Origin of the sequence: Sphingomonas lycopersici (assembly GCF_026130605.1) — a bacterium.
GTDB lineage: Bacteria > Pseudomonadota > Alphaproteobacteria > Sphingomonadales > Sphingomonadaceae > Sphingomonas > Sphingomonas lycopersici.
On sequence record NZ_JANFAU010000015.1, the window covers coordinates 63,827 to 85,428 of the forward strand.

20 protein-coding genes are annotated in these 21,602 nt (G+C 67.7%); 4 read left to right on the forward strand and 16 right to left on the reverse strand.

Features of this window, described 5'->3' with window-relative positions; all coding sequences use genetic code 11:
• Positions 1-30: 30 nt before the first annotated feature.
• Positions 31-2,247: a TonB-dependent receptor gene (locus NED98_RS20520; protein WP_184316942.1), complete on the reverse strand. Its 2,217-nt coding sequence runs from the start codon at positions 2,245-2,247 to the stop codon at positions 31-33.
• A 108-nt stretch (positions 2,248-2,355) separates the two neighbouring features.
• On the opposite strand from NED98_RS20520, the gene NED98_RS20525 reads away from it, so the two are divergent.
• A complete protein-coding gene (locus NED98_RS20525; RefSeq protein ID WP_265314271.1) occupies positions 2,356-2,850 on the forward strand; it encodes a DUF3237 domain-containing protein in 495 nt (164 codons plus the stop codon).
• Between the two features lie 10 nt (positions 2,851-2,860).
• On the opposite strand, the gene NED98_RS20530 is transcribed toward NED98_RS20525, so the two are convergent.
• The 7 genes from NED98_RS20530 to NED98_RS20560 are packed head-to-tail and all read right to left on the reverse strand — an operon-like array spanning position 2,861 to position 9,673.
• Positions 2,861-3,643, reverse strand: coding sequence for an SDR family NAD(P)-dependent oxidoreductase (locus tag NED98_RS20530; RefSeq protein WP_265314272.1), 783 nt, complete (start codon positions 3,641-3,643; stop codon positions 2,861-2,863).
• A gap of 17 nt (positions 3,644-3,660) precedes the next feature.
• Positions 3,661-4,359, reverse strand: coding sequence for an alpha/beta fold hydrolase (locus NED98_RS20535; protein ID WP_179512621.1), 699 nt, complete (start codon positions 4,357-4,359; stop codon positions 3,661-3,663).
• The gene (locus tag NED98_RS20540) at positions 4,359-5,273 is read right to left on the reverse strand and encodes an NAD(P)-dependent oxidoreductase (RefSeq protein ID WP_265314274.1); all 915 of its coding nucleotides are present in this window, start codon (positions 5,271-5,273) and stop codon (positions 4,359-4,361) included. Before NED98_RS20540 ends, NED98_RS20535 begins: the two co-directional genes overlap by 1 nt.
• On the reverse strand, positions 5,273-6,574 hold the full coding sequence (gene eno / locus NED98_RS20545) for a phosphopyruvate hydratase (RefSeq protein WP_265314275.1): 1,302 nt from the start codon (positions 6,572-6,574) through the stop codon (positions 5,273-5,275). Before eno ends, NED98_RS20540 begins: the two co-directional genes overlap by 1 nt.
• Positions 6,571-7,575, reverse strand: a complete 1,005-nt coding sequence (locus NED98_RS20550; RefSeq protein ID WP_265314276.1) for a phosphotransferase family protein — start codon at positions 7,573-7,575, stop codon at positions 6,571-6,573. The genes eno and NED98_RS20550 overlap by 4 nt, the downstream gene beginning before the upstream one ends.
• Positions 7,576-7,580: 5 nt before the next feature.
• A complete protein-coding gene (locus NED98_RS20555; RefSeq protein WP_265271319.1) occupies positions 7,581-8,708 on the reverse strand; it encodes a lysophospholipase in 1,128 nt (375 codons plus the stop codon).
• A gap of 44 nt (positions 8,709-8,752) precedes the next feature.
• The gene (locus NED98_RS20560; protein WP_265314277.1) at positions 8,753-9,673 is read right to left on the reverse strand and encodes a hydroxymethylglutaryl-CoA lyase; all 921 of its coding nucleotides are present in this window, start codon (positions 9,671-9,673) and stop codon (positions 8,753-8,755) included.
• A 111-nt stretch (positions 9,674-9,784) separates the two neighbouring features.
• On the opposite strand from NED98_RS20560, the gene NED98_RS20565 reads away from it, so the two are divergent.
• Entirely contained in the window at positions 9,785-10,207 is a 423-nt protein-coding gene (locus tag NED98_RS20565) for a MarR family winged helix-turn-helix transcriptional regulator (RefSeq protein WP_265314278.1), read from the forward strand.
• Complete coding sequence (gene leuD / locus NED98_RS20570) at positions 10,204-10,761, forward strand: 3-isopropylmalate dehydratase small subunit (protein ID WP_265314279.1); 558 nt, start codon at positions 10,204-10,206, stop codon at positions 10,759-10,761. The genes NED98_RS20565 and leuD overlap by 4 nt, the downstream gene beginning before the upstream one ends.
• A 119-nt stretch (positions 10,762-10,880) precedes the next feature.
• Here leuD and leuC read toward each other — a convergent pair whose 3' ends face one another.
• The 8 genes from leuC to NED98_RS20610 all read right to left on the reverse strand — a co-directional run bounded on the left by leuC (position 10,881) and on the right by NED98_RS20610 (position 18,727).
• Positions 10,881-12,284: a 3-isopropylmalate dehydratase large subunit gene (gene leuC / locus NED98_RS20575; protein WP_265314280.1), complete on the reverse strand. Its 1,404-nt coding sequence runs from the start codon at positions 12,282-12,284 to the stop codon at positions 10,881-10,883.
• Positions 12,281-13,459: a CaiB/BaiF CoA transferase family protein gene (locus NED98_RS20580; protein WP_265271310.1), complete on the reverse strand. Its 1,179-nt coding sequence runs from the start codon at positions 13,457-13,459 to the stop codon at positions 12,281-12,283. Before NED98_RS20580 ends, leuC begins: the two co-directional genes overlap by 4 nt.
• Positions 13,460-13,535: 76 nt before the next feature.
• On the reverse strand, positions 13,536-14,114 hold the full coding sequence (locus tag NED98_RS20585; protein ID WP_265314281.1) for an NADPH-dependent FMN reductase: 579 nt from the start codon (positions 14,112-14,114) through the stop codon (positions 13,536-13,538).
• 55 nt (positions 14,115-14,169) lie between these two features.
• Positions 14,170-14,685 (reverse strand): MarR family winged helix-turn-helix transcriptional regulator, encoded by a 516-nt coding sequence (locus NED98_RS20590; RefSeq protein ID WP_265271307.1) that lies wholly within the window; start codon positions 14,683-14,685, stop codon positions 14,170-14,172.
• A gap of 89 nt (positions 14,686-14,774) precedes the next feature.
• A complete protein-coding gene (locus NED98_RS20595) occupies positions 14,775-15,749 on the reverse strand; it encodes a polysaccharide deacetylase family protein (RefSeq protein ID WP_265314282.1) in 975 nt (324 codons plus the stop codon).
• A gap of 60 nt (positions 15,750-15,809) precedes the next feature.
• Positions 15,810-16,946 carry an N-acetylglucosamine-6-phosphate deacetylase gene (nagA, locus tag NED98_RS20600; RefSeq protein ID WP_265314284.1) on the reverse strand — a complete coding sequence of 379 codons (1,137 nt, stop codon included), beginning with the start codon at positions 16,944-16,946 and terminating at the stop codon, positions 15,810-15,812.
• Positions 16,946-17,977: an SIS domain-containing protein gene (locus tag NED98_RS20605; protein ID WP_265314285.1), complete on the reverse strand. Its 1,032-nt coding sequence runs from the start codon at positions 17,975-17,977 to the stop codon at positions 16,946-16,948. Before NED98_RS20605 ends, nagA begins: the two co-directional genes overlap by 1 nt.
• Positions 17,978-17,983: 6 nt before the next feature.
• A complete protein-coding gene (locus NED98_RS20610) occupies positions 17,984-18,727 on the reverse strand; it encodes a GntR family transcriptional regulator (protein WP_265314286.1) in 744 nt (247 codons plus the stop codon).
• Positions 18,728-18,924: 197 nt separating this feature from the next.
• Here NED98_RS20610 and NED98_RS20615 point away from each other — a divergent pair, with 197 nt between their 5' ends.
• On the forward strand, positions 18,925-21,585 hold the full coding sequence (locus NED98_RS20615; RefSeq protein WP_265314287.1) for a TonB-dependent receptor: 2,661 nt from the start codon (positions 18,925-18,927) through the stop codon (positions 21,583-21,585).
• Positions 21,586-21,602: the final 17 nt, after the last annotated feature.

Sequence of the window (21,602 nt, forward strand, 5' to 3'; positions counted from 1 at the left end):
CCCCGGCAATGCCGGGGAGGGGAAAGCGGATCAGAACTTCACCCCCGCCTCGATCGCTAGGTTGCGCGGCGGCTCGACGAAGATGATCGACCGCGTCACGGTGGTGATCGGGAAGGGCAGGCGGAACGCGCTGCCGGTGGTCAGATTGTTGGTCAGGTTCTTGCCGACGAACGCGATATGCCACCGCTCGTCCTGCGGCGCGAACTGGATGCGCAGGTCGAGCTTCGCATAGCCCTTTTGATAGCCGTAGAGCGGGCTCTGATCGTCGGAGTCGAAATAACCCGAGCGCCCGCCGACGATCGCGGTGCCGTCGAGCTTGTAGTCGCCGATATCGGCGCGGCCGTGGACGGAGACGTTGCCGGTGAACTTCGACGTATAGGGCAGGCGGTGCCCGCTCAGGTCGCAGATCGGCCCGGTCATCCCGGCGAGGCACGGCGCCCCCGGATAGCTGTCGTATTTGATATCCTGATAGGCGGCGGAGGCGGTGATGTCGAAATAGCGGCTCGGCGCGATGCGGAGCGACCCTTCGACACCCTTGGACGACGCGGCCGCCGCATTCTTGGTGATATAGGTCGAACTGTCGGGATCGTAGCCCGAGGTCTGCAGGTCGGTGAACTTGGTATCGTAGACCGAGACGTTGAGCGTCGCCTTGCCGTCGAGCAGGGTCGATTTGATGCCCGCTTCCCAGTTGCGCGAGCGTTCGGGGCGATAGGTGAAGGTGGCGTTGGTCGTGCCCAACGTGTTCGACACGAAGCCGCCCGATTTCGAGCCGCGGCCATAGACCGCATAGACCATCAGGTTGCGCGACACGTCATATTGCACGGTCACTGACGGATCGGCGAGGCCCTCGCTGATCGAGCCGGTTGCCGAGGTGAGCGGCCGGAAGATCTTTCCGCCGAGCAATGCGCCGCTGAACCGCCCGTCCTTATGGGTATTGGTGTAGCGCAGGCTGCCGATGATCCGGAGCCCCGCTGCCGGGCGCAAGGTCGCCTGGCCGAAGACCGAGACCGTGCGCGCTTGCTGGTGGAAATAGGTCTGGTTGAGCGAGACGAGATTGAGCGCCTGCAGGTTGTAATAGAGATACGGATCGACGTTATAGGTCGACCGGTCGTAATAAGCGCCGACGACATATTCGAGCGTGCCGCCGGTCGGCGAGAGCAGGCGCAATTCCTCCGAGAATTGGTGGAAGTTCTCGGGATATTTGTTGGCGACCGAATTTTCGACGATCTGCCCGGTGCCCGGCACCTGCTGATCGAAATAATTGGTCACCGAGCCGTTGAACCACGAATAGCCGGTGATCGAGGTCAGCGTGTGCGTGCCGACCTTGAGGTTGGCGGTCACCGAGCCGAGCACCGAGCGGTTGGTATAGCCTTCCTGCCCGAGCGGGCTGTTGACCGTGTACCGGACCAGCTTGGGCTGCTGCGCGGTGGTGGTCGGGCTGGATACCCCGAGCCCGCCCTCGCGCTCGTAATTCGACATTTCGACCTTGCCCGACAGGCTGAAATTGTCGGTCGGCTCCCACAAGGCGCTGACGCGGAACAATTGCAGCTTGTTGCGCGGGTCGTCCTTCCCGGTGCCGAGGTTGTGGATATAGCCGTCCTGGTTCTGCAGCCGCGTCGCGACGCGCAGCGACAGCGTGTCGGAGACCGGGCCGGAGACATAGCCGGTCAGGTCATAGCCCTCGAGATCGAAATTGTACGACCCGGTGATCCCGCCCTCGAAAGTCTTGGTCGGCCCCGCGCTGACCACGCTGATCGCGCCGGCGGGCGTGTTCTTGCCGTAAAGCGCGCCCTGCGGACCGCGCATCACCTCGACGCGTGCGACGTCGAAGAACGGGTTGAGCGCCTGGCGCATCTTCCCCGCATAGACCCCGTCCATATAGACGCTGACCGCCTGGTCGAACGAGAAATTCTGGGGCGGCGAGCCGAAGCCGCGGATATAGATCGTGTCGTTGCCGTTGGTCTGCTGGACGAACATGTTGGGCACGAAATTCTGCACCGCCTTGAAATCGGCGGCGGCGAAATCGGCGACCTTCTGCCCGGACACGACCTCCATCGAGATCGGCACGTCCTGCAGCCGCTGCTCGCGCTTCTGCGCGGTGACGACGATATCGCCGTCGGTGCGATCGGCCGGCGGGGTCTGCGCGGTCGCGTCCGGCGCGGTTTGCGCCGCGGCCGGCGTCGCGCCGATCGCCGCGGCGATCGTTCCCGCAGCGATCCCGTTGAGCAACAAGTGGAATTTGCGCATCATCTCCATCCTCCCTTCAGTGCGTCGGGCGCCGCTGCGCCTTATTGTTATGTTCTGTGTATTCACTTAGACTACTAACTATCGATTAGTCCAGTGGAGATAGACGCGATGACGGCGGAGATGGAACGGGTGCTCGGCGATTATCTGTGCACGGTCGATTTCCACGTCGTCGGCGGGATCATTCCGATCGGCGCCTCGCCGTTCGGGGACCGCAGGATCGGCTATATCACCGGCGGCAAGTTCGACGGCCCGCGGCTGTCGGGCGAGGTGCTGCCAGGCGGGGGGAATTGGTCGGTCGGCGGGCGGATCGGCGCCGATGCCTCGGTCGGCACGCTCGATGCGCGCGCGATCCTCAAGACGCATGACGGCGCGCTGATCTACGCGCATTATCACGGCCGCAGCGTGATCCCGGACGACGTGCGGCGGGAGTTCGGCGATCCGGCTTTGGCCTCGGCGGTCGATCCGGCGCGCTATTATCTGCGCATCGCGCCGGTCTTCGAAACGGCGAGCCCCGATTATGCGTGGCTCAACGGCGTGCTGGCGATCGGGGTCGGCGAGCGCACCGATCTCGGTGCGCGGCACCGGCTCTATACGGTGCGCTGACGCTGAAGGGTCACACCAGCGCCCAGCCGCCGTCGACGTTCATCACCTGTCCGGTCATAAACCCCGATGCGTCCGAGGCGAGGAAGGCGACCGCGCCGACGATATCTTCGGGCTCGCCCGATCGCGGGATCGTCTGCTGGCCGAGCACCATCTGCTTGATCGCCTCGCGCTTATCCATGCCCAGCGTCGATCCGGCGTGGACCTGTTCGGCGCGCTTGGGGACATAGCCGGGGGCGACCGCATTGACTGTGATGCCGTGCGGGCCGAGTTCGCGCGCCAGCGCGCGCGTCAGCCCGACGACCCCGCCCTTCGAGGTGATATAAGGCACCAGCTCGACCGGCAGCCCCTGCGAAAAGCTGGTCGAGGAGATGTTGATGATCCGCCCCGCGCCGCGTCGCTTCATCGCGGGGATCACCGCGCGGGCGCAGAGCCACGGGCCGGTCAGGTTGATCGCCATCACGCGATTCCAGTCGTCGAGCGCGATATGCTCGGCGGTGGTGAGCGGCGCGAAGACTCCGCCGGCATTGTTCACCAGCACGTCGATCTCGCCGAAATGCGCGACCGCCTCGGCGAAGGCGCTGGTCACCGATCGTTCGTCCGCCACGTCGAGCGCCACCGCGCGTGCGACATGCCCGGCGGCATTGATCTCATCGGCGACCGCCTCGGCCGCCGGCACGTCGCGATCGGCGACAATCACCCGCGCGCCGAGCGAGGCGAGATGGCGGCTATGCGCGCGTCCCAATCCGTTGCCGCCACCGGTCACGAGGATCACGCGCGTATCGAGTCCGCTCATCGGTTTTCCTTCGTCCGTCAGGCGCGGTCCAGCCAGTCGGTGAGCAGCGCGGTGGTTTGCCCGGCGGCTTCGATCGTCGGCAGATGACCGACGCCGGGCAGGATTTCGAGATGCGCGCCGGGGATGCCGTCGAGCATCTCCTGCTGCTGTTCGGCGGTGGTGATGCCGTCGGCATCGCCGCGGATCAGCAGCACCGGCGCGGTGATCGCGCCGAGCGTCGGGCGGCTGTCGATTCGGCTCATGATCGCGCGCTGCTGGCGCAGGAAGGTTTCCGCCCCGGTCTGCGCCGCCATCCGCCGCGCGAGTGCGAGCAACGGCGCATCGTCGCGCTTGGCGGGCGGGAACAGCATCGGGATGCGCTCCTCGATCACCTGATCGAACCGCCCGGCGTCGACGAGGTCGATATAGCCCTGCCGCCGCGCGGTCTGCGCCGGGCCGTCGGCGGCGGGGAGCGTCGCGATCAGCGCGAGCCGCGCCACCCGCTCGGGCGCGCGGCGCATCACCTCGAACGCGACGAACCCGCCCATCGCATGCGCGACCAGCGCAAAGCGCTCGGGCGCGGCGGCGAGCAGCCGCGTCGCCATCCCGGCGATCGTTTCGTCGCGAGTGTGATCGGCGTGATGTACGTCGCGATCGGCCCAGGCGGCGCGCTGTGGTGTCCAGGTCTCCTCGGTCAGCAACTGGCCGGAGGCGAGGACGATGGGAAGACGCGACATCAAATCACCTGATTGAGCAAGGGGTCGCCCGCCGCGAGCCGGCGAACATTCTCGGCGGCGGCAGCGAGGCTGCGCGCCAGCGTCTCGGGGGTCTGCCACGCGACATGCGGGCTGACCACGACATTGGGCAAAGCGAGCAACGGATCGGCGCGATCGACCGGCTCGGTCGCGAAGACGTCGAGCCCGGCGCCGCGCAGATGCCCGCTCCGCAGCGCTTCGGCGAGCCGCGCCTCGTCGACCAGCCCGCCGCGCGCGACGTTGATCAGCACCGCGCCGCGCTTCATCGCCAGCGGGTCGACCAGATTGGCGGTCTCGTCGGTCAGTGGGACATGCAGCGACACGACATCCGATATTGCGAGCAATTGGTCGAGTGGGAGCTGCCGCCACGGCTTGTCGGCGTGGTGGGTGCGCGCGGTGAACACCACCTCGGCGCCCAGCGCTTCCAGCGCGCGCGCCAGCCGCGCCGCGCTATTGCCCATCCCGACCAGCCCGATCGTCCGCCCCGCGACCTCGCCCATCGTGTCGAGCACCGCGGACGGCACCGCCCATTGCCCGGCACGGGTCGCGGCGTCGAGCGCGACGGTATGGCGCAGCACCGCGAGCAGCAGGGTCAACGCGCATTCGGCCACCGCCTGCGCATTGACCCCAGGCATGTTGCACACCGCGACCCCCTGCGCCCTGGCGGCATCGAGCGCGATCGTATTCACCCCGACGCCAAGCTTCTGGATCAGCCGCAACCCTGGCGCCCCGGCGATCGCCGCCGCGCTGACGGGGGCAAGGACGTGGAGCAGCACCTCGGTATCGGCGGGCGGCGGATTGCCCGGCGCGAACGCCTGCACCGCGCCCGCACCGAACGCGGCGTCGATCTGCGCCTGGAAGCCGGCGCTGGGGATCGTGTCGATCGCGAGCTTCATCAGCCGAGCCGCGCGGCGACCGGGGCGGCGAAGGCCGAAGCGCCGGCGAAGTCGGCGTCATTGCCCATCTCCTCCTCGATCCGCAGCATTTCGTTCCACTTCGCCATCCGCTCGGAGCGGGTGAACGAACCGACCTTGAGCTGCCCGGCGTCCCAGCCGGTCGAGAGATGTGCGATCGTCACATCCTCGGTCTCGCCCGAGCGTGCCGAAACGATCATCCCCCAGCCGTGCGCGCGCGCCGCCTCCAGCGCCTCATGCGCCTCGGTGACGGTGCCGACCTGATTGACCTTGATCAGCGCGGCGTTGCACGCCCCGGCCTCCGCCGCACTGGCGACGCGCGCGGCATTGGTGACGAGCACGTCGTCGCCGATTACCTGCACCGTATCGCCGATCGCGCGCATCACCGTCGCCATCGTCGCGAAATCGTCCTGCGAGGCCGGGTCCTCGATCGACAGGATCGGATAGCGCCGCGTCCAGCCGATCACTTCCTCGGCCATCGCCGCGCCGTCCATCCGGCGATCGTCGAGCGCGAGACGGTAGCCCGTCGTATCGCTCAATTCGTTCGCCGCGATATCGAGCGAGATGAACACATCCTCGCCGGGGCGATGCCCGGCGGCTTCGATCGCCTTGGTCAGCGTGTCGAGCGCCTGTTCGTTGGACGAGAAATTGGGCCACCAGCCGCCCTCGTCGGCGACCCCGGAAAGCGGCCCCAGCGCCTCCATCAGCCGCCCGGCGGCGCGATAGACGTCGTCGGTGATTTCCAGCGCGCGACGGAAGCTCTCCGCGCGCGGCGCCATCACCATGAAGTCCTGAATGTCGGTGCGGCGCCCGGCATGTGCGCCGCCGCCGAAGATCTGGATTTCGGGGAGCGGCACGCGCACCTTGCGCCCGCCCGCGAGATAGCGCCACAGCGGCGCGCGCTCAGCAGCGGCGGCGGCGTGGAGCACCGCCATCGACACCGCGACCAAGGCATTGGCGCCGAGCCGGCCCTTGTTGGCGGTGCCGTCCAATTGCGTCAGCGTGCGGTCGATCGCCGCCTGGTCGCGCGCGTCCATCCCCGCGAGCGCGGGGGCGATTTCCGCGGCGACATTGGCGACCGCCTTGGCCACCCCCATGCCGCCGAATGCGGTGCCGCCGTCACGCAGGTCGACCGCCTCATGCGCGCCGCGCGAGGCGCCGGCCGGGGCGATCGCGCGGCCGACCGCGCCGCCTTCCAGCCGCACCTCGGCCTCGACGGTCGGGCGGCCGCGCGAATCCCACAATTGGCGGGCGAGGACGGTGGCGATACGGAAATTGGTCATCGATGCTCCATTGGCCATGCGGCGATGAGTTGGTCGATCGGCAGCGGCACGGCGGCGAGCAGCGCGAGCGCATTGGCGCGCACCGTCTCCTTGGCGTTGCCGTCGAGATAAGGGGCGGGGGATTTGCCTTCGACGCGCGCGAGCAGCAGCGCCGCGACAAGCGATCCGGCACGCGTAGCGAGATCGCCGACCGGTTCCCAGGTCACCCCGGCGAGATAGGCGGCGACGAAGGCCGACGCCGAATCCTTAAGTGCCGCGGCGTGACCGGCGAGCCAGATCGTCTTGAGCAGCAGATGCGTGGTGCAGAAGGCGAGATCGAACGCCGGATCGCCGTAAACCGCGCATTCGGCGTCGAGGATCACCCCGCCCGCCGGCCCGGCGAGGATATTCTTCGGGCTGACGTCGCCGTGGACCAACGCGACGCGGCGCCGTTGGAGATCATCGGCGATCGCGTCGAGCCGCGGCGCCAGTTCGGGCCGGTTGGCCGCGACATAACGCAGGAAGGGCGAGATGCGCAGCGCGTCGAACAGGTCCATGCTGTCGAACGCGGCGGCATCGGCGGCGCGGTCGGCGGTCGCAGCGTGGATGCGCGCGAGAGCGCGCCCCAGCCCGGCGGCGAAATCGCGATCGACGCGCCCGGCGATCAGCTCGTCGCGCCACACCGGATGCGCCTCGGGCGCGAGATAGGCGAGCGCGAACATATGCTCCTCGGGCACGCTCGCCACCACCGCGGGCACCAGCCGCGGATCGATCCCGGCGACGCGCTGGAGCCAGCGCACCTCATTCTCGGCGCGCTCGACCGGCGCGAGCCACTCGGCGGCGACGCGCAATTGCGGCAAGGCGCGCTTGACGACGACCGGCGCCTCGCCCTCGATCCGCGCCAGCCATACGTCGCACGACACCCCGCCCGACAGCGGGGCGAGCGACACCGCACGCCCCGCCGGCGCGATGCCGGCGCGGCGCAGGGCGGCGATCGTGGCGGCGTCCCCCGTGTCGCTCATCCCGCTCAGCTCTTGGCCGCGATCCACGCCGCCATCAGATCGGCGGCATTCTCGCGTTCCTCGATCGAATCCTCGAAGTAATGCGCGCCGGGGATCAGCTCGAGCTGCTTGTCGGACGAGCCGATATGATCGAAGATCTTGCGCGCGTCGCTCGGGAACACTCCGGTGTCAGCGGTGCCCTGCACCACCAACGCCGGGGTATCGAATTTGGCGAGGTGCGGTGCGCCCTGGCACGGCGAGGTTTCGAGGCTCCACATGTTGAGCCAGGTCTTGATCGAATTGACCCGCCCGATCGAGGGGGTGCGGTTGGCGATCGCCGGATCGCCGCGATAGCACCAGCGCGGCTTGCGGTCCGACGGATCGAGCGCCGGGTCCATGCAGCGCAAATCGCCCCATACGCGGAACATCGGGAACAGCCGATCGGGCACCCCGGCGTCGTTGAGCCGCTTCAATTCGGCCTTGGCCCAATCGGTGATGCGCTGGTTGCGTGCGCGCTGCGCGGCGCGATAGCGGGTGACGAACTCGTCCGAATAAGGCGGGGCATTGTCCGCGCTGAACGGATCGAGCGAAGGATCGGTGGCGAGCGGATCATTCTCGTCGGTCACCGATGCATCCATCCAGTCGGTCAGCACTTCCGGCCGGCCCTGATGCGCGTTGAGCGAGATATAGAGATCGGCCTTGGTGAGGTTGCGATAAAGATCGCGCACCGCCTCGGGCAGTTCGCCGTCGAGCGTCGGCTTGATCGCTTCGGCCTGATAGGCGCCCATCAAGGATCCGCCGCCCGAATTGCCGAGGATCACGATCCGCTCGACTCCCGCCTCTTCCTTGAGCCAGCGCATCCCGACCGAAATGTCGAGGATCGCGTGGTGGAGCAGGAACTGATCCTCGAACCCGCGATAGCGCGTGTTCCAGCCAAGAAAGCCATAGCCGCGCCGCGCGAAATAAGGCGCGATATAATGTTCGGCGAAGTCGACGTTGTAATGGGTGGCGATAACCGCGGTCTTGGGCTTCTTTCCCGCCGGTGCCCAGTAAATCCCCTGGCACGGATGCCCGCCCGCCTGGATGCGCGGCGCCGTGGGGGAGGGTTTGCCGATGAATTGTACGTCGAGCCCGTTGGTATCGCGCGGGTCCATGTCCACTCCTGTATTATTGCTTAGTAACCGAAGTATATCGCCGTCTATCCGCGCGGTCCAGCCTCACCGTGCGCGGGCGGGAAGGGCGGGGCGCAGCGTACCTTGCCTGAAAGGTCGCGGCCGATCAGTCCGGTCAGCCAGGATGCGGTGTCGATCGCCAGCGTGCGATCGTAACCGGTGGCGATTCCCGAGCGATCGAGCAGATAGAGCACGTCCTCGGTCGCGACATTGCCCGAGGCGCCGGGCGCGAACGGGCAGCCGCCGAGCCCGCCGAGCGCGGCGTCGATGACGCGTGCGCCGGCGCCGATCGCCGCCCAGACATTGGCGATCGCGGTGTTGCGCGTGTCGTGGAAATGGGCCCGCACCGGCAGCGGCGCGATCACCTCGGCGACAAGCGTCACCGCTTCCGTCACCTGCGCGGGCACCGCGACCCCGATCGTATCGGCCAGCGCCACCTCGCGCGGCTGCGCGTCCGCCGCGCGCTTCGCCATTTCCACCACGCGACCGATCGGCACTTCGCCCTCGAACGGGCAGCCGAAGGCGGTGGCGATCGTGATCTGCGCGGCGCGGCCGGCGGCCCGCGCCAGCGCCACCGTCTCGCACGCGACCGCAAGCGATTCGGCGGCGGTCTGCCCCTGATTGCGAATACCGAACGTGTCGCTGGCGACGCACACCGCGCCGAGCTCGTCGACGCCGCTCGCCAGCGCGCGCTCGGCGCCGCGGCGGTTGAGCACCAGCGCGATATAGGTCACGTCGTCGCGGCGCGGCAGCCCGGCGACCACCGCCTCGGCGTCGGCCATTTGCGGCACGCGCGCGGGATTGACGAAGCTCGTCACCTCCAGCCGCCGCGCGCCCGCACGGATCGCGCGGTCGATCAGTTCGAGCTTGGCCGCGGTCGAAACGACGCTGTTCTCATTTTGCAGCCCGTCGCGGGCGGCGACCTCGACGATTTCGACTGCAGGCAAGACTTGCTCCCTTCAAAAAACATAGTATCCTAAGTAAATCGTCGCCGCAACCCGCGCCATTGCCGTCGGTGCGGGTTGCGCGGGGCGATACAACACCGTCTAAACGCGTTCATGCGGTCCATCGAGTTGATCATTCATCTGTTCCAACGATTCTGCTGGCTCGACGAAGGGCTTCAGGCGCGCGTCCACGAGCGCGGCTGGCCCGATATCAGCCGGCCGCAGTCGATGGTGATGATCAACATCGTCAGCGGGGTCACCCGCCCTTCGGATATCGCGCGCCGGCTGGGGGTGTCGCGTCAGGCGATCCACACCACGATCGCGCAGATGATCGACAAGGGCGTGGTGACGCTGGAGGACGATCCCGACGACGCGCGCCACAAAAGGCTCGCGCTGACCCCGTTCGGCGAGCGGATGCGCAACGACGCGCAGGCCGCGATGACCGAGCTGACCGGGGTGGTGGCCGCGCGGATCGGGCAGGAACGGTTCGATCAGTTGCTCGAAACCCTGGCGGCGGATTGGGGAAAGCCCGTATGACGCCTTGGACGATCGTCACCTCGCGCGCCGCCATATTGCCGGATGCCGATATCGATACCGACAAGATCCTCCCCGCGCGGTTCATGAAGGGCCTCGACCGGCGCGGGCTGGGCGCGCGGCTGTTCGCCGACATGCGCGCGATCGATACGCGGTTCGCGATCGATCCCGCGGCGCGGATTCTGGTGGCGGGGCGCAATTTCGGGTCGGGCTCGTCGCGCGAACATGCGGTATGGGCGCTCGCCGATCACGGCATCCGCTGCGTCATCGCGCCGAGCTTCGGCGGGATCTTCAGCGGCAATGCCGCGACCAACGGGTTGCTGCTGGTCGCGCTGGCGGGCGACGATTATGCCACGCTGCTCGATCGGCTGGAGCGGGCGCCGGACGGGTGCATCACCGTGAGCCTCGTCGATCGCACCGTCATCGCCGGGCCGCTCAACCTGACCTTCGCGATCGACCCCGATCTGCGGCAGGTGTTGCTCGACGGGCTCGACGATATCGACCGCACGCTGCGGCACGCTGGCGCGATCGATGCGTTCGAGGTCGAGCAAGCCTGATCCGGTTTTCGGGAAAGCCTATCCCCGTTCGCCCTGAGCCTGTCGACGGGCTGCCCTTCTTCATGGCAAGAAAAGTGCAGGGCTTCGACGAGCTCAGCCCGAACGGGGGTGGTGGGTCGTTAAATCTCCGCCGGATCGATAAGCCGCCCGGCGATCGCCGCCGCGGCGGCCATTGCCGGGCTCATCAGATGCGTCCGCCCGCCGGCGCCCTGGCGGTTCTCGAAATTGCGGTTGGAGGTCGCCGCGCACCGCTCGCCCGGCGCGAGGCGATCGGGGTTCATCCCGACGCACATCGAGCAGCCCGGCTCGCGCCAGTCGAACCCCGCCGCGCGAAAGATCTCCGCTAGTCCTTCCGCCTCGGCCTGCTGACGGACCAGTCCGGAACCGGGGACGATCATCGCCTTCACCCCGGCGGCGACATGTCGCCCGCGTGCGATCGCGGCGACCGCGCGCAGATCCTCGATCCGGCTGTTGGTGCAGCTGCCGATGAAGACGCGATCGATCGGCAGCCCGGCGATCGGCTGGCCCGGGGTCAGCCCCATATAAGCGAGCGCGCGTTCCTGCGCGGCGCGGTCGAGCGGGTCGGCGGCGGTGCGCGGATCGGGGATATGGTCGTCGATCGCGATGACCTGCGACGGGTTGGTGCCCCAGGTGACCATCGGGCGCAGCATGTCCGCCGCAACGGTCATCTCGCGATCGAAGCGCGCGTCGGGGGCGCTTGCGAGCGCGCGCCATTGGGCGACGTGGCGATCCCAGTCTGCGCCCCGCGGCGCGCCGGGGCGGCCCTTGAGATAGGCGAAGCTGGTCTCGTCGGGCGCGATCAGCGCGGCGCGCGCGCCCATTTCGACCGCGAGGTTGCACAGGGTCATCCGTCCTTCCATCGACAGCGCCGCGATCGCCGCGCCGGCGAATTCGACGACATGCCCCAGTGCGCCGTCGACCCCGATCGCGGCGAGGATGCCGAGCGCGAGATCCTTGGCCGAAAGATGTGCCGGCAGCGCGCCGGTCACGGTAAGCCGCATCGACCGGGGTTTGCGCAGCCGCAACGTCTGCGTCGCGAGCACATGTTCGATCTGCGAGGTGCCGATGCCGAAGGCGAGCGCGCCGAACGCGCCGTGGGTCGAGGTGTGGCTGTCGCCGCAGACGATCGTCATCCCCGGCCAGGTACGCCCCTGTTCGGGGGCGACGACATGGACGATGCCGTTGCGTGGATCGCCCATGTCGAACCGCTCGATTCCGTAGCGCTCGCTATTCTCGACCAGCCGGGCGAGCTGCGCGCGCGCCTCCGGATCGGCGACCGCGGCGATGCCGTCCGCCTGCGCGACGGTGGGGACATTATGGTCGAACAACGCCAGCGTCCGCCGCGGCTGCCGCACCCCGCGTCCGCGCGCCTCGAGCCCGGCAAAGGCCTGCGGCGAGGTGACTTCGTGGAGCAGATGGAGGTCGACGTAGAGCAGGGATTCGCCGCCGTCGTCGAGGATGCGGTGGCGATCCCAGATGCGATCGAACAACGTGCCGGTCACACGATACCGCGGCGCTTGAGGTCGGCGATCGTCGCCTCGTCATAACCGGCATCGCGCAGCTCGGCCTCGGTATCCGCCCCGACCTCGGCCGGCGCCGGACGCCGGATCCCGCCCGGCGTGCGGGTGAGGCGCGGAAACACCCCCTGCATCGGCAGATCGCCGTGCCGCACGGTCTCGACCGAGACGATCGCCTCGCGCGCGGCGAAATGCGGGTCGGCGAGCATGTCGCGCGCGCCGAACATCCGCCCGGCGGGCACCGCATGCTGCTCCATCAGCGCCTCGACCGCCGCGACGCTCTGCCCGCGCGTCCAGTCGGCGATCAGCGTATCGAGCAATTCCTGATGCCGGCCGCGCGCATTGTGCGTCGCGAAGCGCGCGTCGTCGGCGAGCTCGGGGGTGCCCATCGCCGCCGCGAGCCGGCGGAAGATCGCATCCTGATTGGCCGCGATCAGCAATTCGCCGTCGCTGCACGGATAGACGTTGGACGGGGCGATGCCCTTGAGGATCGATCCCGATCGCGCGCGGACATGCCCCGCGGCGACATATTCGGGGATCAGCCCCTCCATCACCTGCAGCACCGATTCGAACAGGCTGACGTCGACGATCTGCCCGCGCCCGCTCTTCTCGCGCTCGTGCAGCGCAGCCAGTGCGCCGAGGCAGCCGTACGTGCCCGCCAGGCTATCGCCGATCGAAACGCCGAGCCGGGAGGGCGGACGATCGGGAGTGCCGACCAGCGCGCGCCACCCGCCCATCGCCTCGCCGATCCCGCCGAAGCCGGCACGGCGCGCATACGGCCCGGTCTGGCCATAGCCCGAGACGCGCACCACGATCAGCCGCGGATTGGCGGCGCACAGATCGGCGGGGTCGAGGTGCCATTTTTCGAGCGTGCCGGGGCGGAAATTCTCCACCAGCACGTCGGCGCCCGCGATCAGCCGGCGCGCGATCTCCTGCCCCTCGGGGGTGCGCAGGTCGGCGGCGACCGACCTTTTGTTGCGCGCGATCACCTCCCACCACACCGGCGGGTCGCCCGCGCCCCATTGGCGCATCGGATCGCCGGTCTTCGGCGGCTCGATCTTGACCACCGTCGCCCCGAGATCGCCGAACAATTGCGCGCAGAACGGCCCCGCGATGAGCTGCCCCAGCTCGACGACGCGAATGTCCGATAACGGTCCCACGGCTTTCCCCGAAAAAACTTAGAATACTAATTATATCGCTGCGCGACCGCGCGCAACCCCGTGCCGCGCCGGATCTTCAGCCGCGCAGCCGCCCCGCGACATCGACCAGCCGCGTCACCAGCCCGTCGAGGATCGTATTGGGCAGCGGCTCGGCCAGCGCGCGGCCGGGGGTGAAGGCGCTGCCGGCGAGCGGGACGGCGAGTTGCTCGGGCACGACGATCATCTGCACCGTTCCCAGGATCTGCCGCAGATGCGCGAGCGCGCGCATCCCGCCGAACGGCCCGATCGAGGCGGACATGATCCCCGCCGCCTTGCCGCGAAACGCGGTGAGCGCGACGAGCGATTCGCCCTCCGACGGGCGCGACGCCCAGTCGATCGCATTCTTGAGCAGCGCGGGGATCGAGCCATTATGCTCGGGCGAGGCGATCAACAGCCCGTCGCACGCCTCGAATGCCGCCTTCAGCCGACGCGCATCGGCCGGGCAAGCATGCTGCTCGATATCCTGCGAATAGACCGGCAGATCGAAGGTCGCGAGATCGATCATCGAGGCTTCGGCGCCCGCTGCCGCCACGCGCGCCGCGCCCAAAGCGGCGAGCGCCATATTGTGCGATCCCTGCCGCACGCTGCCCGATATCACTCCGATCCGCACCGTCATCACCCGCTCCTCAGATATGTTAGTTATCTAAGGATCACGACGAAGACGGGCGCGGTCAAGCCCTCCCTTCCGAATCGTCGTCGTTGAGATGGGGCAGGCGGCGCGCCTCTTCGGTGAGATTGGTGATCACGCGGCGCAGCAGCCGCTGCAGCGTCTCCACCTCGTCATCGGTCATCCCCGCAGTGGCGACCGCGTGAACCTCGGCATTGAGCGGGGCGAGCTTCGCCTCGAGCGATTTGGCGATGGGGGTGAGAAAGATATGGATCTTGCGCCGGTCGATCGCGCTTTTCTCGCGGCGGATCAGCCCCGACGCCTCCAGCCCCTTGAGCGCAACGACGGTGGTGGGCTCGCGCATCCCGACGCGCTCGCTCAGCTCGCGCTGGGTAATGCCGTCCTCGATCCACAATTGTCGCAGGAATCGCCACTGCCCCGCCGAAATATCGTGTTGCAGCGTATGCCGCTCGAGCAGCCGCGAGAAATTGCGGAACACGATACGCGTGAGATAGCCGATGCTGTTCTCAGGATTCTTGTAATATTCCGCTGGTTGGCGAGTGGGCCGCTTCTCGGTCAAGGCCTGTTCTCCGGATGTGGGCCGCATCGCATAAGATTATGGGCAATGCGCGCGGGCGGCAATACACAAACCGGAAGCTTACGGAACGTTCATTTGTTTTGCGGCGAGACGCGATCATTGTCGACACGATCGTATTCCGCCTGGATTTCGGCCGGCGGATCCTCGTCGCCCTCGCTGGGCAAGGTTTTACCGAGCGTAGCCGCCCAGCGTTCCAGCCATGTCACGCCGTCTTTTTCGGCATAAGTATCGCGGGTGCGATAGGCGCGGTCGCGCATCGCCTGGTCGATCGTCACAGGGCGCAGCCGCGCCGCGCGCAGCAATTTCAGCAAGGCATCGAGCGTATCGGCGTTGAGGCGCGTGCAATGGAGCAGCATGACATGGGCGATGTCGCGCCCGAACAATGCCTTGGCGCTCTCCTGCGACCATTTGATGCGCATCGCGGTATAAGCGAGATAGGTTTGGCGGATGCGCGCCTGTCGCGCGACGTCATGTTTGGCGATCGCGTCGTCATACGGTTCGGCGAATTCCCAATCTTCCGCGTCGATCGTCACCGGCGCGACGCGATAGCCGTGATCGCGAAGCCAGCGATTGATCCAGTCGCGCACCGCCAGCGGCGAGCCGGCCTCGAGATAGGGGTGACGGAACCAGCGGAGTTTCTTGCCGTGCGCCTTCATCAGCGGGCGGGTGATCCGCTCGCCGCGCTCGATATCCGCGGCATAGGCCGCGGCGCCCAGGCTATTGGGCGAGCTGTGCGAGAAGGTGTGGTTGCCCAGCAGCATCCCCGCGTCGAGCCAGCGCTTCAGATTGTCGACCTGCCGATCGTGCTCCGCGCCTTCGGCCTTGCTTTCGTTGACGAAGCCGATCGCGGGGACATGATTCTCGCGCAGCTTGCGAAGCAAATCCCGGTTGAGATCGTCGATATAGCCCTGGTTGGATTCGATCGTCAGCGCGGGGAGATCGTCGAAGGTCAGCGCGACCTGTCCCTCGGGTTCGCGCGCGGTCGCCGGCGCGGCGGCGAGCAGCGCCAGCGCTGCCAGTGCGCGCGCCCAGTTCGATGTCGCCAAACTCGCCCCCTGTCGATCGAGCCGCTTCTATCGCGCAGCGCCATTGCGCCCGCAAGTCACTCAATTGACGTAAGGTTCGCCGGCAATCCAGCTTTGCGCGACCGCGCCGTCGGCGGTCAGGGCGATCAGATCGGCGCGCAACCCCGGCGCGATTCGCCCGAGTTCGCCGGAAAGGCCGAGAAAGCGCGCGGGGGTCTCGCTGGCCATCGCGATCGCCGCCTCGTGCGTCGCGCCGAGCAAGGCGACCACATTGGCAACGGCATGCGCCATGCTGAGGTTGGCGCCGGCGAGCGTGCCGGCGGCATCGATCAGCCGGTCCTCGCGGACCAGGATCGTGCGTCCCTGCAGGTCGAATTCGGCGATGTCGGTGCCGATATTGGGCATTGCATCGGTCACCAGCATCAGCCCGGCCGGTCCCTTGAGGCGGAGCGCGAGGCGCAGCGTCGCCGGGCTGACGTGATGCCCGTCGACGATGATCCCGCAGGTGAGGTCGCTGTCGAGCGCGGCGCCGACCACGCCCGGCTCGCGCGAGCCGAGCTGCGACATCGCGTTGAACAGATGCGTCACCCCGGTCAGCCCCTCGGCGCGCGCCGCCGTCACCTCGTCGTAGCGGGCGTCGCTATGTCCGACAGCGACCGACGCCCCCGAGGCGACCAGCCGCGCGATCATCCCTGGCGCGACGCGTTCGGGCGCGAGCGTGATGAGCATCCGTCCGCGGCGCGGCGCGGTGAGGATCGCCATCGCCTCCTCGTCGAGCGCGCGCATCTTGTCAGCGCGGTGGATGCCGCGCCGCTCGACGTTGAGGAACGGGCCTTCGACATGAATGCCGAGCACCCCCGGCACCCCCACCGCGATCGCCGCATCGACCGCCGCGATCGCGCGCGCGATCACCGACAGATCGTCGCTGATCAATGTCGGCAGGAAGCCGGTGGTGCCGAACCGGCGATGCGCCGCGCCGATCGCGGCGATCCCCTCGACCGTCGGCATGTCGTTGAACAACACCCCGCCGCCGCCGTTGACCTGGGTATCGATGAAGCCGGGGGCGAGGATCGCGCCGTCCAGATCCTCGCGTACCGCGCCCGCCGGCACGTCGCTTGTCGCAACGATCGCCGCGATCCGGCCGTCGGCGACCAGCACGGCGCGGCCCTCGGCCAGCGCGCCGTCGATCAGGATGCGGCCGTTGACGAACGCGCGCATCACAGGGTCTCCGTCACCTTCGCCAGGTGCGGGGGGCGATCCGGATCGAACCCGCGGCGCAGCGACAGCGCGTTGGCCGCGCGGTAAAAGGCCTGGATCTGCAGCATCGGCTCGATCGCGGGCGCCGCGGCGGGGTGGGGCAGGTGGATCGCGCCGGGCACCGCGCTCCCGGCGACCAGCACCTCGCCGCCGCGCGTCACCACCTCGCGCACCAGCTCGTCGACCCCGTCGCCGGTCTCGTCGCTCTGGCGGAAGACGAGCAGCGGGAAGCCCGGCCCGACCAAAGCCATCGGCCCGTGGCGCACCTCCGCCGCGCTGAACGCTTCGGCGTGGAGCCCGCAGGTTTCCTTGAATTTCAGCGCCGCTTCCTGCGCCACCCCGAAGCCCAGCCCGCGCCCGATGACATAGAGCCCGCGCGCGTCCGCCAGCCGCTCGACCAGCGGGGACCAGTCGCTGTCCCACGCGGCGCGGAGCAGCGCCGGCGCACCGTCCAGCGCGGCGCGCAGTTCGGCGTCATCGGCCCATTCGGCGACGAGCTGGATCAGCGCGGCGAGGCTGGCGATATAGGATTTGGTCGCCGCCACGCTCAGCTCCGGCCCGGCGTCGAGCGGCAGCGTGGTATCGGCCAGCGCGGCGAGCGGCGAGGTGATGTCGTTGACCAGCGCGACGGTGCGTGCGCCGGCGTCGCGCGCCGCGGTCATCGTCGCGAGGATGTCGGGGCTGCGCCCCGATTGCGAGATGCCGATCGCCAGCGTGTCGGCGGCCTCGGGGGTCGCGCGATAGACCGAGGTGACCGACGGCGCCGCCGAGGTGGTGAGCACCTCGAGCCGCGTCTCGATCAGATATTTGGCGAAGGTCGCGGCGTGATCCGAGCTGCCGCGCGCGCAGGTCAGCACCCCGCGCGGCGGCGCCGCGCGCAACGCCGCGCCCAGCGTCGCGGCGCCGGCGGCATTGCGCGCGATCTGCTGCGCCACGACATCGGCCGCCTCGCGCGCCTCGGCGAACATGCGGGTCGATTCGGGTGAAGTCATGTCAGGTCACGCCCTCGTGTTGAGTTCGGCAACGAAGTCATAGGCGTCGCCGCGATACCAGCTCCGCGTCGCCTCGATCACGCGGCCATCCTCCAGGAAACCGCGCCGTTCGATATATAGGCCCGGCGCGCCGGGTTCGACATGCAGCAGCGCGGCCTGTTCGGCGTCGAACGACACCGCGCGGAGCCGCTGGAGCGCGCGCGCCGGGCGGTTCCCGGTCGCTTCGAGCGCGGCATAGAGCGAGCTTTCCACCGTCTCCGGCCCGGCGAGCCCGAAGCCCGCGATCGCCGAATATTCCAGCGCCATCGGCACGTCGTCGGCGAAGCGCACGCGGTGGAAGCGCAGCACCGGCGCGCCGGGGCTGAGCCCGAGCGTCAGCGATTCCTCGGGGGTCACCTCGCCCGCCGCGCGGAGCAGCCATTCGCTGCGCACCGCGCGGCCGCGCGCCGCCATATCCTCGGTGAACGAGCTGAGCTTGGCGAATTGCTTCTCGACGCGCCCGGCGACGAAGGTCCCCGCGCCCTGCCGCCGCACCAGCAATCCCTCGCCAACCAGGGTATCGAGCGCCTTGCGCACCGTGATCCGCGAGATCGCGAGGTCGCTCGCCAGCTCGCGTTCGGGGGGGAGCGCCTCATTGGGCTTGAGCACCTCGGCGCGCAGCGCATCGCGCAGCGCGGTTTCGAGCCGCCGGTACAGCGGCCCGCCCGATGCGCTCTCCAGCGACCCGATCGCGTCGGCGAGCAATGTCATAATGGTGGTTTCTCCCCCGCAGTCGCCAGTCTCTTAGTACCAATGCCGTACCACATGCCAGCCCCAATCTGTCAATGTGTGTCATTAAAATGAAAGAATCCCACTTGACGGTGCATTTGGTTATGACAATGATTGGGTATTGGTATGGAACCGGTCTTATCGGGGTTCGAGGCGAAAGACCTGAGAGGGGATGAGAGATGGGGTTCAGGGCATTTCTGGTCGGTACCGCGAGCGCCGCGGCGCTGCTGTCGGGGGTCGCGCAGGCGCAGCAGGCGTCCCCGGCGCCCGGGAGCGACAATAGCGACGACATCGTCGTCACCGGCATCCGCGCCTCGCTCGCCGCGGCGCTGGAGACCAAGCGCAAGTCGGACGCGATCGTCGATTCGGTGTCGGCGGAGGATGTCGGCAAATTTCCCAACACCAATGTCGCCGAGGCGCTGACCCTGGTGCCGGGCGTGACGGTCGACCGCCAGTTCGGCCAGGGCGAGAAGATCTCGATCCTCGGCACCGATCCGGCGTTAAACCGCACCTTGCTCAACGGGCAGACGGTCGCTTCGGCCGATTGGTTCATCCTCGATACGCCGGGGCGCACCTTCAATTACGCGCTGCTCGCGCCGCAGCTCGTCGGCAGCGTCGACGTCTACAAGACCCCCGAGCCGCGCATCGACGAGGGCTCGATCGGCGGCACGGTGATCGTCAACACGCGCAAGCCGCTCGATCTCAAGCCGCTGACGCTCGCCGCCTCGCTCGGCTATCTGTGGAACGATCGCTCGCGCAAGGGCGATATCCAGGGATCGGCGCTGGCGAGCTGGCACAACGATTCGGGCACCTTCGGGGTGCTGCTCGCCTTCCAGCGCGCCAAGGACCGGCTGCGCCGCGACGGGCTCGAAAGCTATGGCACGATGAAGGCCAATCAGTGGAACGGCGGCAATGCCGACAATCCGGTCAGCTCGATCGCCAACGGCACCTGCACCGGCGCCTGCGCGACGACGCTTGCCGCCAATCCCAATGCGGTGAGCCCCAACGCGTTCGGCACCTCCTTCTTCCAGCAGGATCGCGAACGGCTGAGCTATTCGGCGGTGGTGCAGTGGAAGCCGGTCGACAGACTGACGCTCGAAGCCAATTGGCTGAAGATCAAGGCGACCTACGACAATCTCAACCAGTCGATGTACGCTTTCCAGGGCAATACCTGGAACAGCCTCGGCGCGTTGAGCGGGATCACGGTCAACAACGGCGTCGTCACCAGCAGCTCGCTGACCAACGGGCTGAGCGTGCTCGACGTGCAATATCGCCAGGCCGAGATGCATTCCGATACCTATCAGTTAAGGGCGAACTGGAAGGACGATGCCTGGGATCTCAATCTCGAGGGCGGGCTGTCGGATGCCGACGGCGGGACCAAGAAGCAGGTGTTCCTCGAATTCCTCAACAAGGCGAGCTACACCGTCGACAATAGCGGCGCGCCGAACCGGCCGGGCAACCTCACCTATACCACCAATGTCCTGGGCAATCCGGCGGCATTCGTCACCGATCCGGGCTGGAGCGGCAATCTCGTCACCAAGCCGACCACCGACAAGGAGCGTTACGGCCAGGTCGATCTCGGCTTCAACTTCGACGGCGCGGTGAAGCGGCTGCAGTTCGGCTATAAATTCCGTCACCACGAAACCGGCCAATCCTATGCCGGCGTCTCGCTCAACGGGCTCGCCGTGGCGGCATCGGCGTTCGATCCGGCGCAGGCGCCGAGCAATTATCTGCGCGGCTTCGACGGCGCGGGGGATCAGATGCGCACCCGCTTCGTGATCAGCGGCAATTCGATGTACAATTACGTCACGTCGCTGCCCAACCTGCCGACCCCGTCGCAATTCGCCGCGCCCGAATTCGCTTCGGGCAATTGGTCGATCAAGGAGGACATCCACGCGGTCTACGGCCAGGTGAACGTCGAATCCGGCCCGCTGCGCGGCAATTTCGGCCTGCGCTACGTTCGCACGATCACCGACGGCGCCGGATTGGTGTGCCGCCCCGGCGCGTCGTGCAGCGCGCCGGGCGACTGGATGCTGCAGGGATCGCACAAGACCTATGAGAATGTGCTCCCCAGCTTCAACCTCGCGCTTTCGGTGCGCGACGATCTGATCCTGCGCTTCGCCGGGGCGGAAGTGGTCGCACGGCCCGACTATTCGGCGATGACCAGCTTCTTCTGGCTGTCGGATCAGGTGCTGACCGGCGCGGGCGGCAACCCCAATCTGAAGCCGTATCGCTCGGGCAACCTCAATGCCTCGATCGAATGGTATTTCCAGCGCCACGCGATCCTGTCGGCGGAGGTGTTCTACAAGAGCATCGACGATTACATTCTCTACCGCACCGCGCCGGAGAATTACTTCAACCAGTCGCAGGGCAAGGTCACCACCTATCAGATCAGCCGGCCGTATAATGCCGGCAATGCACAGGTGAAGGGCTTCGCGGTCGCCTATCAGCAGAACCTGCCTTACGGCCTCGGCATCCTCGCCAATTACACCTATTCGGATGGCAAGGGCATCGGCGGCGCCGATCTGCCGTATAATTCGCGGCATCAGGTGAGCGTCAGCCCGTTCTTCGAATCCGGGCCGGTGGCGTTGCGCGGCACGTGGACGTGGCGGTCGAAATATTTCACCGCGGTCGACCGCGGCGACAATATGTACGTCCGCAGCAGCGACAATCTCGACGTATCGGCGACTTACAAGTTCACCCCGGAGGTCAATCTGACGCTGGCGGGGATGAACCTCACCGATTCCGAATATTATGCTTATGCCAATACCCCGGCGCTGCCGCGCGGGGTCTATCGCAACGGGCGCAAGCTGATGGCGACGGTCAACGTCAACTTCTGACCGGCGCGGATGACGGG

What these genes read in the sequence shown, in the direction of transcription:
- NED98_RS20520 (WP_184316942.1), bottom strand. Translation starts at nt 2,247, where the DNA reads ATGCGCAAATTCCACTTGTTGCTCAACGGGATCGCTGCGGGAACGATC.
- NED98_RS20525 (WP_265314271.1), top strand. Translation starts at nt 2,356, where the DNA reads ATGACGGCGGAGATGGAACGGGTGCTCGGCGATTATCTGTGCACGGTC.
- NED98_RS20530 (WP_265314272.1), bottom strand. Translation starts at nt 3,643, where the DNA reads ATGAGCGGACTCGATACGCGCGTGATCCTCGTGACCGGTGGCGGCAAC.
- NED98_RS20535 (WP_179512621.1), bottom strand. Translation starts at nt 4,359, where the DNA reads ATGTCGCGTCTTCCCATCGTCCTCGCCTCCGGCCAGTTGCTGACCGAG.
- NED98_RS20540 (WP_265314274.1), bottom strand. Translation starts at nt 5,273, where the DNA reads ATGAAGCTCGCGATCGACACGATCCCCAGCGCCGGCTTCCAGGCGCAG.
- eno (WP_265314275.1), bottom strand. Translation starts at nt 6,574, where the DNA reads ATGACCAATTTCCGTATCGCCACCGTCCTCGCCCGCCAATTGTGGGAT.
- NED98_RS20550 (WP_265314276.1), bottom strand. Translation starts at nt 7,575, where the DNA reads ATGAGCGACACGGGGGACGCCGCCACGATCGCCGCCCTGCGCCGCGCC.
- NED98_RS20555 (WP_265271319.1), bottom strand. Translation starts at nt 8,708, where the DNA reads ATGGACCCGCGCGATACCAACGGGCTCGACGTACAATTCATCGGCAAA.
- NED98_RS20565 (WP_265314278.1), top strand. Translation starts at nt 9,785, where the DNA reads ATGCGGTCCATCGAGTTGATCATTCATCTGTTCCAACGATTCTGCTGG.
- leuD (WP_265314279.1), top strand. Translation starts at nt 10,204, where the DNA reads ATGACGCCTTGGACGATCGTCACCTCGCGCGCCGCCATATTGCCGGAT.
- NED98_RS20585 (WP_265314281.1), bottom strand. Translation starts at nt 14,114, where the DNA reads ATGACGGTGCGGATCGGAGTGATATCGGGCAGCGTGCGGCAGGGATCG.
- nagA (WP_265314284.1), bottom strand. Translation starts at nt 16,946, where the DNA reads ATGCGCGCGTTCGTCAACGGCCGCATCCTGATCGACGGCGCGCTGGCC.
- NED98_RS20605 (WP_265314285.1), bottom strand. Translation starts at nt 17,977, where the DNA reads ATGACTTCACCCGAATCGACCCGCATGTTCGCCGAGGCGCGCGAGGCG.
- NED98_RS20610 (WP_265314286.1), bottom strand. Translation starts at nt 18,727, where the DNA reads ATGACATTGCTCGCCGACGCGATCGGGTCGCTGGAGAGCGCATCGGGC.
- NED98_RS20615 (WP_265314287.1), top strand. Translation starts at nt 18,925, where the DNA reads ATGGGGTTCAGGGCATTTCTGGTCGGTACCGCGAGCGCCGCGGCGCTG.